The sequence below is a fragment of the Pseudomonas brassicacearum genome (assembly GCF_003732265.1).
Lineage (GTDB): Bacteria > Pseudomonadota > Gammaproteobacteria > Pseudomonadales > Pseudomonadaceae > Aquipseudomonas > Aquipseudomonas brassicacearum_D.
Genome location: NZ_MOBK01000010.1, coordinates 103,279 through 117,656, shown reverse-complemented (window position 1 = coordinate 117,656; position 14,378 = coordinate 103,279). Strand labels below are relative to the sequence as shown.

Sequence of the window (14,378 nt, the reverse complement as noted above, 5' to 3'; positions counted from 1 at the left end):
GCCTGCTCGCGAAGGGGCCGGTACAGTCACCGCAAATCTCTCAAACCACCGCAGCCCGACGCTGCACGAACCGGTCGACATACTCATCCGCCGGCGAATGCAGGATCTCGCGCGGGGTGCCGACCTGAATCAGGCGGCCGTCCTTGAGGATCGCGATGCGGTTGCCGATGCGCACGGCCTCGTCGAGGTCGTGGGTGATGAAGACGATGGTCTTGTGCAGGGTCTTTTGCAGTTCCAGCAACTGGTCCTGCATCTCGGCGCGGATCAGCGGGTCGAGGGCACTGAACGCTTCGTCCATCAGGATGATATCGGTGTCCGCCGCCAAGGCGCGGGCCAGGCCGACACGCTGACGCATGCCGCCCGAGAGCTGATGCGGGTATTTGTTTTCGTAGCCCTTGAGGCCCACGGTGTTGATCCAGTGCAGCGCGCGCTCAGAGCACATTTGCTTGCTCTCGCCGCGCACTTTCAGGCCGTAGGCGACGTTGTCCACCACGGTCTTGTGCGGCAGCAGGCCGAAGCTCTGGAACACCATGCTGATCTTGTGCCGGCGAAATTCGCGCAGGGCTTCCATGTCGTATTGCAGGATGTCCACGCCGTCCACCAGGATCGCGCCGCTGGTCGGGTCGATCAGGCGATTGAAGTGGCGCACCAAAGTCGATTTGCCGGAACCCGACAGGCCCATGATCACGAAGATCTCGCCGGTGCCGATGCTCAGGGACAGATCATTCACGCCGACCACGCAGCCGGTTTCGGACAGCACCTGGTCTTTGGTCTTGCCCTGGCCAATCATCGCCAGCGCATCCTTGGAGCGGTTGCCGAAAATCTTGAAGACGTTTTTGACTTCGATCTTGCTTACGGTCGCGTTGTTCATTTGCTCACCTCATGCCGTGCCCGACCGTACGCCTGAGTAATGCGGTCGATCACCACAGCCAGAATCACGATCGCCAGACCGGCTTCCAGGCCACGTCCGACGTTGAGGGTCTGAATCCCCACCAGTACGTCTTCGCCCAAGCCACGGGCACCAATCATCGAGGCAATGACCACCATCGACAGCGCCATCATTGTCGTCTGGTTGATGCCGGCCATGATGCTCGGCAACGCCAGGGGCAGTTGCACGCCAAACAGTTGCTGCCAGCGGCTAGCACCGAAGGCGTTGATCGCTTCCATCACTTCACCATCAACCTGGCGAATGCCCAGGTCGGTCAAGCGAATCAGCGGGGGTGCGGCGTAGATCACGGTGGCGAAAATCGCCGGCACCTTGCCCAGGCCAAACAGCATCAGCACCGGGATCAGGTAAACGAAACTCGGCATGGTTTGCATGATGTCCAGCAACGGCATCAGCACCGAACGCAGGCGATTGCTGCGCGCCGAGAGAATGCCCAGCGGAATGCCAATCAGCACCGAAATGATCGTCGCCACCATCATCAGCGCCAGGGTTTGCATCAGCTTGTCCCAGAGGCCGACCGCTCCCACCAGGAACAACAAGCCGACAATCACGGCCGTGGTCACGACTTTGCGCGTGGCGTGCCAGGCAATGCCCGCGACGATGGCGAGCATCAACCACCAAGGCGCCGCACGCAGCAGGCCTTCAAGGTTGACGATGGCCCACAGCAGCGTGTCAGAGATCTGCCGGAACACGTCGCCGTAGTTGGTGACCAGCGAATCGACCCAACCGTTGACCCAGTCGGCGATGGAAAAGGTAAAGCTTTCGGGAAACATAAGAGACTCTCAATCAAGGGGTTGCGATCAAGCGTCCGACTGCCGCTACCGGCAGTCGGAGAGGCTCAACCTACAAGGCCGCGTCGATTTTCTTGGCTGCGTCTTCGCTCACCCACGCGTGCCAGACTTCAGGATGTTCCTTCAAGAAGATCTTGGCCAGTTTTGGCGACTCGATCCGCTCTTTGGTCATGCGCCCAAGGTTCTGGTTGAGGATGTCGATTGGCACGTTGACCTTTTCCAGCACGGCCACCAGTTCCGGGGCTTGCTCGTGGAAAGTCTTGGACAGGCCGACCTTGATATCCACGGTCTTGTTCACGCCTGGTTTCTCTTCGAGTTTCACCACGTCGATCTGGCCCATCAGCGGAGTTGGCGACCAGTAGTAGAACAGGATCGGCTCGCCACGCTTGTAGCTCGACAGCACGGCCGCATCCAGCGCCGGGCCGGTGCCTGGGCGGAAGTTGGTGTAGGTGCTTTCCAGGCCGTAGCTTTTCAGCATTTCGCTGTTATCCAGCTCGCAGGTCCAGCCGGCCGGGCAGTTGTAGAAACGGCCCTTGGATGGCTCTTCGGCGTCCTTGAAAATCGCCGAGTATTTGCCCAGATCGGCAATGTTTTTCAGGTCGGGGGCCTTGGCTTCCAGCTTGCGCTTGGCATCGCCTTCGATGACGTAACGCGGCACGTACCAGCCTTCGATGGCGCCCACAACGGGTGCGCCGACACCGACGACTTTGCCGGCCTTCTCGGCCTTGTTCCAGACTTCACTGCGGCCGACCCACTCTTCGGCAAACACCTGGATGTCGTTGCTGCTCAGGGCGTTTTCCATGGTGATGGAGTTACCCGGCAGGCTGTCGGTCTTGCAGTCGTAGCCCTTCTCCAACACGACTTGCATCACGTCGGTCAGCAGCATGGCGCTTTCCCAGTTCAGGCCGGCGAATTTCACCGGTTTGCCCGACTCGCACCAACCAGCAGCCTGAGTGGCGCCAGCACTGGCCAGCAGGCCCATGGAAAGCAATGTGGTCAGCAGGGTCTTGTTCGATTTCATTGTTGTGACGCTCCTAATCATGAATTGGCTTACGGCAGTCAAGAGGCATCCAGCCCTGTCCACGTCCAATCAGGCCTGCGTCGCCACGCGACCGGTCCCGTTTGTTTTAGGTTGTACAACGCTGTCCTGCTCGACCGGCAGAATCAGTTGATCGGGCACGCTGCCGTGCCATTTTTTCGCACACACGTAATACAGGGCTGCGGGAATCACCAGACCGATGATCCAGGAGATATCCACATCACCCAGGGCCGCCACCAGCGGACCGGTATAGAACTTGGTGGAGATGAACGGCAGCTGCACCAGCACACCGAAGACATAGACGCTGATACCGAGGGCGTTCCAACGGCCGTAGCGACCGTTCGGATCGGCCAGTGCCGGCACGTCATAACGCTCGCGGGTGATGCAGTAGTAGTCCACCAGGTTGATCGCGCTCCATGGCGTGAAGAACGCCAGCAGGAACAGAATGAAGGACTTGAACGCACCGAGGAACGAGTGCTGACCGAGCAACGCCATCAGGGTCGCCGCACCGACGATTACCAGCACGAAGACCAGACGCTGCATGCGCGATACTTTCAGGTCACCACGGAAGCCGCTGATGATGGTCGCAATGCACATGAAGCTGCCGTAGGAGTTCAGCGTGGAGATCGTGACCTTGCCGAACGCGATGCTGAAATACAGCAGCGCAGCGGTGGCACCGGTACCGCCCAGACCAACGATGTAGGCGACTTCATGGCCGGCGAATTGGCCGTTGGCCGAGGCGGCAGCGAACACACCGAGGACCATCGCCACCTGCGCACCAATGACCGAACCTGCGCCGGCGGCAAAAAAAGTTTTCACCGAGGAAATCTTGCTCGGCAGGTAGCGCGAGTAGTCAGCCACGTAAGGGCCGAAGGCGATCTGCCAGGACGCCGCGAGCGACACCGCCAGCAGGAAGCTGCTCCAGCTGAAGTGGCGGATTTGCAACAGTGCGCCCACATCGACCTGGCTCATCAGACGGCTGAACAGATAAACAAAGGCAATCACGCCAATGACACTGGCCACACGGCCGATCCAATGGATCACCCGATAACCGAGCACCGTCACCAGCACGATGACACTGGCGAAAATCAGAATGCCGACGCTGTCGCTGACGCCAAACAACTGGCCCAGCGCCTGACCGGAAAGTACGGTGCCCGTTGCGGTGAAGCCGAGGTACATCAAGCAGACCAGCACGATCGGGATGGCCGCGCCATACACGCCGAACTGTACCCTGCTGGAAATCATCTGCGGCAGACCAAGTTTAGGCCCTTGCGCCGCATGCAACGCCATGACCCCGCCGCCGAGCAGTTGACCGATCAACAGACCGATCAACGACCAGAACACATCACCGCCCAGCACCACGGCCAGGGCCCCGGTGACAATCGCGGTGATTTGCAGGTTGGCACCCATCCACAGGGTGAACTGGCTAAATAGACGACCGTGTCTTTCCGCTTCCGGGATGTAGTCGATCGAGCGCTTCTCGATCAACGGTTTGTTGCTTGCACGATCGTTGACAGCCATGGTTCAACCTCTGTGGATTGTTATTGGAATTCACTGTGTAACTGCTCTATGTGGGAGCGGGCTTGCTCGCGAAGAGGCCAGCACATCCAACATCAATGCCGACTGGTCTACCGCTTTCGCGAGCAAGCCCGCTCCCACAAGTACTGCGTTATTTTCCAGTAATCATCGGCAGGTTCAGCCCTTGTTCCTTGGCGCAGTCGATTGCGATCTGGTAACCCGCATCGGCGTGACGCATAACGCCGGTCGCCGGGTCGTTGTGCAGCACGCGAGCAATACGCTCGGCCGCTTCGTCAGTACCGTCGCAGACAATCACCATGCCCGAGTGCTGGGAGAAGCCCATGCCGACGCCGCCGCCGTGGTGCAGGGAAACCCAGGTCGCACCGCTCGCCGTGTTCAGCAGAGCGTTGAGCAGTGGCCAGTCGGACACAGCATCGGAACCGTCCTGCATCGATTCGGTTTCGCGGTTCGGGCTGGCGACCGAACCGGAGTCCAAGTGGTCGCGACCGATCACGATTGGCGCGGACAATTCACCGCTGCGCACCATTTCGTTGAACGCCAGACCGAGCTTGGCACGCAGGCCCAGGCCAACCCAGCAGATACGAGCCGGCAGGCCCTGGAAGCTGATGCGTTCGCGAGCCATGTCCAGCCAGTTGTGCAGGTGGGCGTCGTCCGGGATCAGCTCTTTGACTTTGGCGTCGGTCTTGTAGATGTCTTCGGCGTTGCCGGACAACGCAGCCCAACGGAATGGACCGATGCCGCGGCAGAACAGCGGACGGATGTAAGCCGGTACGAAGCCAGGGAAGTCGAATGCGTTTTCCACGCCTTCTTCCTGGGCCATCTGACGGATGTTGTTGCCGTAGTCGAAGGTCGGGATGCCCATTTTCTGGAAATCCAGCATCGCTTTAACATGAACAGCCATCGATTGCTTGGCGGCTTTTACAACAGCAGCTGGCTCGGTCTTGGCACGAGCGCGGTACTCTTCCCAGGTCCAGCCGGCTGGCAGGTAACCGTTGAGCGGGTCGTGGGCGCTGGTCTGGTCGGTGACCATGTCCGGGCGTACGCCACGACGCACCAGTTCCGGCAGGATTTCAGCGGCGTTACCCAGCAGCGCGATGGAAATCGCCTTGCCTTCTTTGGTGTATTTTTCGATGCGGGCCAGCGCGTCGTCGAGGTCTTTGGCCTGCTCGTCGACGTAGCGGCTGTTCAAACGGAAATCGATGCTGACCTGCTGGCATTCGATGTTCAGCGAACAAGCGCCAGCCAGGGTCGCGGCCAGAGGCTGGGCGCCGCCCATGCCGCCCAGACCTGCGGTCAGGACCCAACGACCTTTCAGGTCATCGTTGTAGTGTTGGCGACCGGCTTCGACGAAGGTTTCGTAGGTGCCCTGGACGATGCCCTGGCTGCCGATGTAGATCCAGCTGCCGGCGGTCATCTGGCCGTACATGGCCAGGCCTTTGGCGTCGAGTTCGTTGAAGTGTTCCCAGCTCGCCCAGTGTGGCACCAGGTTGGAGTTGGCGATCAGCACGCGCGGTGCGTTGGTGTGGGTCTTGAACACGCCGACCGGCTTGCCGGATTGCACCAGCAGGGTCTCGTCGTCGTTCAGGTTGGTCAGGCTTTCGACGATCTTGTCGTAGCATTCCCAGTTACGTGCCGCACGACCGATACCACCGTAAACCACCAGTTCTTTAGGGTTCTCGGCGACTTCCGGGTCGAGGTTGTTCATCAGCATGCGCAGCGGCGCTTCGGTCAGCCAGCTCTTGGCGGTCAGCGTGTTACCGCGTGCGGCACGGATTTCAACGTCACGGTATTTAGTAGGTTTCTGGGTATTGTCAGTCACGAAAAAGACTCCTCAGCGATCAATTCAAACCAACCCTGGCAGTGGGCAAGCGAGCCTGTGCGCATCGATGCGCCACAAGCGAATCAGTGGACGCTGCGGAGAGTCTCGGTCGACTCATACGCATACGTCTTTACTTGTACATACAAGCATATGCAATCAAGCGGCCAACTTGTTGGATGGGTGTTCAAGAAAAGTTCTTGGATGGGCTGGAAGGCTTGTAGATCAAGGGTTCGGGCGGAGATGAAATTTTTCTGGGGTGTTTTTGCGGAAGGGTGACGGCTGTTACTTGAGCGAGGTTTTGCGCCACGCTGGGGCGTTCGGTAACAAAGTGGTGCGCAATGGGGAACAGGAGGAGCGACCGCTCTTGTGGCGAGGGGGCTTGCCCCCGTTGGGTGGCGTAGCCGCCCCCGATGTTCGCATTAAATTTTGCGGCTGCTGCGCAGCCGAACGGGGGCAAGCCCCCTCGCCACAGTGGATCAGTGGATGGGTTGAATCAGTGCGCAGTCAGTTCAATCACGCAGCACGGGCCGTTGACGGAAACTTCCAACAACCCGGTGTTACCGTCCAGTTGCAGGCAATCATGCCGACCCAGTTGCGAAGCGCTGTTACCGGCATTCACTTCCAATGCGTCGGTAATGCTGAACACCAGCACCGTCCCCGCCGAACTGAAAAACCGCTGCTCACCCGCCAGCCACTGCAACCGCGCGCTGTAACGCTGCGGCGCATAAATCAGGTTGAAATCGCGGATCGGCCCGCCGAGCAATGTGCAGGACACTTCGCTCTCACCGCTGAAGGCAAACGGGTGCAGCGGTAACAACGGATGAGTGTCCTGACCATCGACCCGCAAGGTCATGCCGTCACCTTGCAGCACGGTGATAACCCGCTCGTAACCGGTGAACGTCGAGAAGCCCCCCGACTCGCCGATGTCGGCAATCGACAGGCGCCAGCCGAAACCCTCAAGGCCAACGCCCGCATCGCGGGTGATTTCTTCAGTGCTGCCGCCGCCGTTTTTCCACGGCATACGCGGGTAATCGATGGCGCGTAAAACCTTCACTTGATTCATTTATGGCTCTCTATTTATGAAACCGACCTTCCAGACGATGACGGGAACCGGGGTGGATCAAACGGGCGGCGGTCACTGGCTGGCGGCCGGACCAGGTGCGGCGACGAATCAGCAGGCATGGCTCGCCCTTTTCAATCTGCAGCAACTTGCACTCGGACGCTTCGGCCAGAATCGCCTCGACCACGTGCTCGCCTTCGGTCAGCGGCGCGACCTGGTTCAGGTAGGCGTAAGGCGTTTGCAGGGTGAAATCCTGCTTGAGGTATTCCGGGGCGACCAGCGCATTGACGAAACGGTCCTCGATTTGCACCGGGATATCGTTTTCGAAATGCACAATCAGCGAATGGAAAACTTTCTGGCCTTCGCGCATATCGAGCGCCAAAGCACGCTCGGAGCCGGCGGCCTCTTCTTCAAGGGTGATCACCTTGCAGGTATGGCGATGGCCACGGGAGGCGATCTCGTCGGCGATGTTGTGCACTTCAAACAGCGCGGACTGACTCTTCGGCTCGGCGACGAACGTACCCACGCCTTGCATTCGCACCAACAGACCGTCGGCGGTCATCTCGCGCAACGCGCGGTTGATGGTCATGCGGCTGAAGCCGAGTTGGCTGACCAGCTCGCTTTCCGACGGAACGCGGTAGTGCGGCGGCCAGTTTCCACTGTCGATTTGCTGGGTGATCATCTGTTTGACGCGGGCGTACAAGGGCGCCGGACTGTCGCCCATGTTCGCGGCCAACGGTGACACTTGGGGCGGAGTCGGCACGGTTAATCCTTGTTCGTTTGAGAAGAGTTGCTAGCTTGCCGGAGTTTACCGAGCAGGCAAACGTCTGTATATGTATATACAAATAACACACGATGGGGTGCTGAACCATGTCCGCCTTCTTTGCCGAACGCGCGCTGCTGCCTAGTGGATGGGCCAACAATGTACGTCTTGAGGTCAATGCCGAGGGCGTTTTGACCCATATCCAGGCCGATTCCCATGCAGATGGCGCCGAACGGCTAAGCGGTCCGCTGCTGCCAGGAATGCCGAATCTGCACTCCCATGCCTTCCAGCGAGCGATGGCTGGTTTGGCGGAAGTGGCGGGCAATCCGAACGACAGTTTCTGGACCTGGCGCGATTTGATGTATCGCCTCGTCGGAAAAATCAGCCCGGATCAACTCGGCGACATCGCCCGTCAGCTGTACATCGAAATGCTCAAGGCCGGTTACACCTCGGTCGCGGAATTTCATTACGTGCACCACGACACCAGCGGCCAGCCTTACGCAGACCCGGCTGAACTGGCGCTGCGCATCAGCCAGGCCGCCAGTTCCGCCGGTATCGGTCTGACCCTGCTGCCGGTGCTCTACAGCCATTCCGGTTTCGGTGGCCAGACGCCCAACGAAGGCCAGCGCCGCTTTATCAACAGCACCGAAAACTACCTGAAACTTCAGTCGCGCTTGCAGCCGATCCTGGCGCAGCAACCGGCGCAGTCGTTGGGCTTGTGCTTCCACTCGTTGCGCGCTGTCACGCCGCAGCAGATCAGCGAAGTGCTGGCCGCCAGCGACAAGCAATGCCCGGTGCACATCCACATTGCCGAACAGCAGAAGGAAGTCGACGACTGCCTGACCTGGAGCGGTCGCCGTCCGCTGCAATGGCTGTACGAAAATACCGAAGTCGATCAGCGCTGGTGCCTGGTTCACGCGACCCACGCCAATGCCGAAGAAGTCACGCTGATGGCCAAGAGTCGCGCCATTGCCGGTTTGTGCCTGACCACTGAAGCCAACCTGGGTGACGGGATTTTCCCGGCCGTGGATTTCCTTGCTCAGGGCGGACGCATGGGCATCGGCTCCGACAGCCATGTGTCGTTGAGCGTGGTGGAAGAACTGCGCTGGCTGGAATACGGCCAGCGTCTGCGCGATCAGCGGCGTAATCGTTTGTATGGCGCGGAGCAGCCGATGGTCGGTCGCACGCTGTACGACGCGGCACTGGATGGCGGTGCTCAGGCGTTGGGGCAGCCGATTGGCGCATTGGAAGTCGGTAAGCGTGCGGATTGGCTGGTGCTGGACGGCAACGATCCTTACCTGGCGACGGCCAGTGGCGACGGGATTTTGAATCGCTGGTTGTTTGCGGGTGGTGATCGTCAGGTGCGTGATGTGCTGGTCAATGGCCAATGGGTCGTGCGTGATGGGCGTCATGCGGGTGAAGAAGAAAGCAATCGCGCGTTCACCCAGGTCCTGCGCGACCTCTTGGGCTAACCAAAAACAACTGTGGGAGCGAGCCTGCTCGCGAAGGGACCGTCAAATTCAACAGAGATGTTGACTGACAGTCCGCCTTCGCGAGCAAGCCCGCTCCCACATTGGTTTTGTGCAAACAGTTAGTTCGAGGTCTTGGCCATCTGCGTATCCGTCGCACGCCAGATCAGCCGCGTGGTGTCGTAACCCTGTTGACGCGCCTTGCTCAGCAATTCCTCGCGCACTACGCCATTGACCGTCGGGGTCCGCGACAGCAGCCACAGGTACTTGCGACTCGGGTCGCCCACAATGGCGGTCTTGTAGTCATCGCTGACGTACAACACCCAGTATTCGCCCTTCGCCGTACCGGGCAGCAGACGAGAAAACCAGGTATCGAACTCGACCCACAGTTTGTCGAATTTACCCGATACCTGTGGATAAGCCGTGCCCTTGGCCTCTTCCCACTGCCACTGCGGCGTCAGGCAGCGGTTCAATACCGCCATGTTGCCGTCAGGCTTGAGGCTGTAATGGGCTTCGGACTGCGCGCAGTCGCGCTGGAAATACATCGGCAGGCGAGCCAACTCGTACCAGGTCCCTTGGTAACGCTTGAGGTTGACGCTGTTGACGGTTTTTGGCGCCAACGAATCATGGCCAGAAGTGGCGCAGCCAGCCAATACCAGGCCGGCAAAAAGTACGAATAGGAACCGCTTCATTGTTTTTCTCCCGTGGGCGCAACGCCCCGGTTTACTTCAGGCCTTGGCCGGAAAACATCAATACTTTGTCACCGGCGTACTGCACGCTGATAAAGCTGTTTTTATCGCCCCAGGTGCAACTGGACATGCCGAGCGCGCCCGAGCAATCAGCAGGTTTACCCAACAACGTTTCGACCTCGGCCTTAGGCATGCCGGTCGACAGTTTCGAGTAGTTTTCCTGATTGACCTTGCTGCATGCGGCCAACAACACGCAGAACGAGAGCAAGGCGAGAGATCGCAACGACATGGTGAAACTCCTGGAGCGAAGGGGAATGGCATGGCTGCCAAGCTGAAGCTTAGAAGAGAAAACCCCCATCTGGTTCCCCGACCGCGACGCTATTTATCAGGCCACTCGTCTGCCTTTTTTCGAAAAATCAGCCACTTTCTTACGCCATCGGGTATTTCGTCAGTTTTTGCAAAAAGACGCCTAATCTTTGGCGCCGGCCAGTCGACATAGAAGCAGCGTAAAGCCCTCGACTGTGGCGAATTGACGCCCCTCGCTGATCAGCCCCTCCGCGGTAGTGCATTTAATGACCAGAAACATGAAATTCAGCCACAAGATCTTGCTGGCCGCCGCCCTTGTGGTCGCCGTTGCGTTCGCCTGCTTTATCCTGTTCAACGACTACCGCCAGCGTCAGACCCTGCGCAGCAGTACCGAGTCCTCGATGCAGGAACTTGGCAGCCTGACCACCAGCAACATCCAGACCTGGCTGGAAAGCCGCATCCAGTTGCTGCAATCGTTGTCCCAGCAGATCGCCGTGGATGGCAGCGCACCCGCCAGCCTGAAACGCGCCATCGACCTGCCGGCCTACACCAGCAATTTCCAGCTGAGCTATTTCGGCGGCACTGATGGTGTGATGTTCTCGATCCCGGCCGGCAATCGCGCCGCCGACTACGATCCTCGCGCCCGTGGCTGGTACAAGGCAGCCAACAGCGCGCAACAGACCATCGTCACCGAACCGTACATCGCCGCGTCTTCCGGCAAACTGGTGATCACCGTCGCCACCCCCGTGAAGAATCAGGGCCAGATGATCGGCGTCGCCGGTGCGGACATCGACCTGTCCAGCGTCAGCGCGATCATCAACTCGCTGAACTTCGGCGGCCACGGCCATGCATTCATCGTCAGCGCCGACGGCAAGATCCTGATCCACCCGGACAGCAAACTGGTGCTCAAAGGACTGGCCGATGCCTACCCGAACGGCGCTCCGAAAGTCAGCCCGGGCATGAAAGAAGTCGAGTTCGACGGCAAGACTCAGTTCATCTCCTTCACCCACGTCAACGGCGTGCCGTCGGCGGACTGGTACGTAGCACTGGTGCTGGATCAGGACACCGCGTTCTCGATGCTCAGCGAATTCCGCACCTCGGCGATCATCGCCATGGTCATTGCCGTGGTGATCATCATCGCGTTGCTGGGCATGTTGATCAGTTTCCTGATGCAGCCGCTGCTGACCATGGGCCGCGCAATGCATGACATCGCCGAAGGTGAAGGTGACCTGACCAAACGCCTGACCATCCACGGCCAGGACGAATTCGGCGCACTGGGCACCTCGTTCAACCGTTTTGTAGAGCGTATCCACACCTCGATTCGCGAAGTGTCCTCGGCCACCGGCCAGGTCAACGAAGTGGCCCTGCGTGTGGTGGCGGCTTCCAACTCGTCGATGTTCAACTCCGACCAGCAAGCCTCGCGCACCAGCAGCGTGGCCGCGGCGATCAATCAACTGGGCGCCGCCGCCCAGGAAATCGCCCAGAACGCCGCCCTCGCCTCGCAGCATTCGAGCGACGCCCGCGCCCTGGCCGAAGACGGTCAGCAAGTGGTGGACAAGACCATCGCCGCGATGCAGCAGCTGTCGGCGAAGATCAGCGACTCGTGCGGCAACATCGAAACGCTCAACAGCAACACCGTGAACATCGGGCAGATTCTGGAAGTGATCACCAGCATCTCCCAGCAGACCAACTTGCTGGCCCTGAACGCGGCCATCGAAGCGGCCCGTGCCGGTGAAGCCGGTCGTGGTTTCGCGGTGGTGGCGGACGAGGTGCGCAACCTGGCGCACCGCACCCAGGATTCGGCGCAGCAAGTGCAGAAGATGATCGAGGAGCTGCAAGTCGGCGCCCGTGAAGCGGTCAGCACCATGACCGACAGCCAGCGCCAGAGCGAAAGCAGCGTGGGTATCGCCAACCAGGCCGGCGAGCGACTGGGTAGCGTGACGCAACGCATTGGTGAAATCGACGGGATGAACCAGTCGGTGGCGACGGCGACGGAAGAGCAGACCGCTGTGGTGGAGTCGATCAACGTCGACATTACCGAGATCAACACCTTGAACCAGGAAGGGGTGGAGAACTTGCAGTCGACCTTGCGTGCGTGTGCGGATCTTGAGCAGCAGGCGGCGCGGTTAAAGCAGCTTGTGGGTAGCTTCCGGATTTAAGGCGCTATTGAAGGCCTCTTCGCGAGCAAGCCCGCTCCCACATTGGATGTGTGTCGTTCACACATCCAATGTGGGAGCGGGCTTGCTCGCGAAGACGGCATCAGCCGAAAGGAAAATCTAAAACCGAGACCCGGGCTTCGAAAGAAACTCTAATTCCTCAGCCGTAGTCGCCCGCCCCAACACCGCATTGCGATGCGGAAACCGTCCAAACCGCGCAATCACGTCCCGATGCCGCTCGGCATAGTCCAGGTAATCGCTAAACAGCGCCCGATCGATCTCGGGTTGTTGCGCCACCAATTCGATATGGCGCGAGACGCCTTCGTTCTGCACCGCGAGGTTTTCGCTGTGCTCGAACACCAGGTAGATAAACACCCGCTGAATCGGCTGTAACTGCCGATCAAAATCCGCAGCAACGCCTTGCGCCACCAGTGCCTGAGCCCTGAGATCGCCGGAAAAGCATTGGGGAGTGTCGCGATAAATCATTCGAGGGAGTTGATCGAGCAGCAGCACCAGGGCCAGCCAACCTTCAGGGCGTTGCGCCCAGTCAGTCAATCCGCCGGCCAGTGCCTGCTCGACCCAGTCCCCGAAACGCGATTGCGCTTCGAGGTCCTGGCTGTCGCGCTTGCCGAACCATAACTTGCCCTTGGTGGCCGCTGTTTCTTTCGAGGACCCGGAAGAACCGAACCACCAATCGAGCAACGGCTGCCAGGGCGCGGTCATGATTTAGGCCTTGTGGTAAGCCGTGACGCGCTCAACTTCTTCTTTCGAACCGAGGAACACCGCAACACGCTGGTGCAGGCCGTCCGGCTTGATGTCGAGGATGCGCTGATGGCCATCGGTGGAAGCGCCGCCAGCCTGTTCAACCAGGAACGACATCGGGTTGGCTTCGTACATCAGGCGCAGCTTGCCCGGCTTGGACGGCTCGCGGCTGTCGCGTGGGTACATGAACAGTCCGCCACGGGTCAGGATGCGGTGCACGTCCGCGACCATCGCAGCAACCCAGCGCATGTTGTAGTTCTTTTTCAGCGGGCCTTCTTCGCCAGCCAGCAATTCGCCGACGTAACGTTGTACCGGCGCTTCCCAGTGACGCTGGTTGGAGGCGTTGATCGCGAATTCCTGGGTGGAGGTCGGAATCTTGATGTCTTCGTGGGTCAGTACGAAGCTGCCCATTTCGCGATCCAGGGTGAAGCCTTTCACACCGTCGCCCAAGGTCAGGATCAACATGGTCTGTGGACCGTAGATCGCGTAACCGGCAGCGACTTGCTCGGTGCCTGGCTGCAGGAAAGCCTTTTCGTTCAGAGGTTCGTTCTGGCTCAGGTATTCGTTCGGGCAACGCAGTACGGAGAAGATCGTACCGACCGGCGCGTTGATGTCGATGTTCGACGAACCGTCCAGCGGGTCGAATACCAGCAGGTACGCGCCTTTCGGGTATTTGCCCGGGATCTGGTAGGCATTGTCCATTTCTTCGGACGCCATGCCGGCCAGGTGACCGCCCCATTCGTTGGCTTCGAGCAGGATCTCGTTGGAGATCACGTCGAGTTTCTTCTGCACTTCACCTTGGACGTTTTCAGTGCCCATGCTGCCCAGAACACCACCGAGGGCGCCTTTGGACACGGCGTGGTTGATCTCTTTGCAAGCACGCGCCACCACTTCGATCAGGAAACGCAGATCGGCAGGGGTGTTGTTGCTACGGGTCTGCTCAATCAAATAGCGACTCAGGGTAACGCGGGACATGGAAGGCTCCGGTGGAATGGGGGGCTAAAAACCCGCGCAGTTTAACGCGAGTCGAGGCGCATTT

General features: G+C 59.6%; 13 protein-coding genes and 1 pseudogene. 3 read left to right on the top strand and 11 right to left on the bottom strand.

Annotation, left to right across the window (positions count from 1 at the left end; all coding sequences use genetic code 11):
* Positions 1-40: 40 nt before the first annotated feature.
* The 7 genes from BK660_RS24525 to hutC form a co-directional block, all read right to left on the bottom strand.
* The gene (locus BK660_RS24525; RefSeq protein ID WP_007948989.1) at positions 41-871 is read right to left on the bottom strand and encodes a quaternary amine ABC transporter ATP-binding protein; all 831 of its coding nucleotides are present in this window, start codon (positions 869-871) and stop codon (positions 41-43) included.
* Entirely contained in the window at positions 868-1,719 is an 852-nt protein-coding gene (locus tag BK660_RS24520; protein ID WP_123435466.1) for an ABC transporter permease, read from the bottom strand. Before BK660_RS24520 ends, BK660_RS24525 begins: the two co-directional genes overlap by 4 nt.
* A 70-nt stretch (positions 1,720-1,789) precedes the next feature.
* On the bottom strand, positions 1,790-2,758 hold the full coding sequence (locus BK660_RS24515) for an ABC transporter substrate-binding protein (RefSeq protein WP_123435465.1): 969 nt from the start codon (positions 2,756-2,758) through the stop codon (positions 1,790-1,792).
* A 69-nt stretch (positions 2,759-2,827) separates the two neighbouring features.
* Complete coding sequence (locus BK660_RS24510; RefSeq protein WP_123435464.1) at positions 2,828-4,297, bottom strand: purine-cytosine permease family protein; 1,470 nt, start codon at positions 4,295-4,297, stop codon at positions 2,828-2,830.
* A 148-nt stretch (positions 4,298-4,445) separates the two neighbouring features.
* A complete protein-coding gene (gene hutU, locus BK660_RS24505) occupies positions 4,446-6,134 on the bottom strand; it encodes a urocanate hydratase (RefSeq protein WP_123435463.1) in 1,689 nt (562 codons plus the stop codon).
* A gap of 493 nt (positions 6,135-6,627) precedes the next feature.
* Positions 6,628-7,197, bottom strand: a complete 570-nt coding sequence (locus BK660_RS24500) for a HutD/Ves family protein (protein ID WP_123435462.1) — start codon at positions 7,195-7,197, stop codon at positions 6,628-6,630.
* Between the two features lie 10 nt (positions 7,198-7,207).
* A complete protein-coding gene (gene hutC / locus BK660_RS24495) occupies positions 7,208-7,918 on the bottom strand; it encodes a histidine utilization repressor (protein WP_172825957.1) in 711 nt (236 codons plus the stop codon).
* A gap of 146 nt (positions 7,919-8,064) precedes the next feature.
* On the opposite strand from hutC, the gene BK660_RS24490 reads away from it, so the two are divergent.
* On the top strand, positions 8,065-9,429 hold the full coding sequence (locus BK660_RS24490) for a formimidoylglutamate deiminase (protein ID WP_123435460.1): 1,365 nt from the start codon (positions 8,065-8,067) through the stop codon (positions 9,427-9,429).
* Positions 9,430-9,548: 119 nt separating this feature from the next.
* Here the strand turns inward: BK660_RS24490 and BK660_RS24485 are convergent, their stop codons facing one another.
* Complete coding sequence (locus BK660_RS24485; protein WP_123435459.1) at positions 9,549-10,118, bottom strand: lipocalin family protein; 570 nt, start codon at positions 10,116-10,118, stop codon at positions 9,549-9,551.
* Between the two features lie 31 nt (positions 10,119-10,149).
* Entirely contained in the window at positions 10,150-10,404 is a 255-nt protein-coding gene (locus BK660_RS24480) for a hypothetical protein (RefSeq protein WP_007949003.1), read from the bottom strand.
* A 283-nt stretch (positions 10,405-10,687) separates the two neighbouring features.
* On the opposite strand from BK660_RS24480, the pseudogene BK660_RS33680 reads away from it, so the two are divergent.
* Positions 10,688-11,722 (top strand): annotated as a pseudogene (locus tag BK660_RS33680) (HAMP domain-containing protein); the annotation flags it as partial.
* Positions 11,723-11,815: 93 nt separating this feature from the next.
* Positions 11,816-12,580: a methyl-accepting chemotaxis protein gene (locus BK660_RS33675; protein ID WP_370694468.1), complete on the top strand. Its 765-nt coding sequence runs from the start codon at positions 11,816-11,818 to the stop codon at positions 12,578-12,580.
* Between the two features lie 117 nt (positions 12,581-12,697).
* Here the strand turns inward: BK660_RS33675 and BK660_RS24470 are convergent, their stop codons facing one another.
* Together BK660_RS24470 and BK660_RS24465 are read right to left on the bottom strand one after the other, a co-directional pair.
* Positions 12,698-13,300, bottom strand: coding sequence for a DUF924 family protein (locus BK660_RS24470; RefSeq protein WP_123435457.1), 603 nt, complete (start codon positions 13,298-13,300; stop codon positions 12,698-12,700).
* Positions 13,301-13,303: 3 nt separating this feature from the next.
* Entirely contained in the window at positions 13,304-14,314 is a 1,011-nt protein-coding gene (locus tag BK660_RS24465; protein WP_059181786.1) for a class 1 fructose-bisphosphatase, read from the bottom strand.
* Positions 14,315-14,378 lie beyond the last annotated feature (64 nt).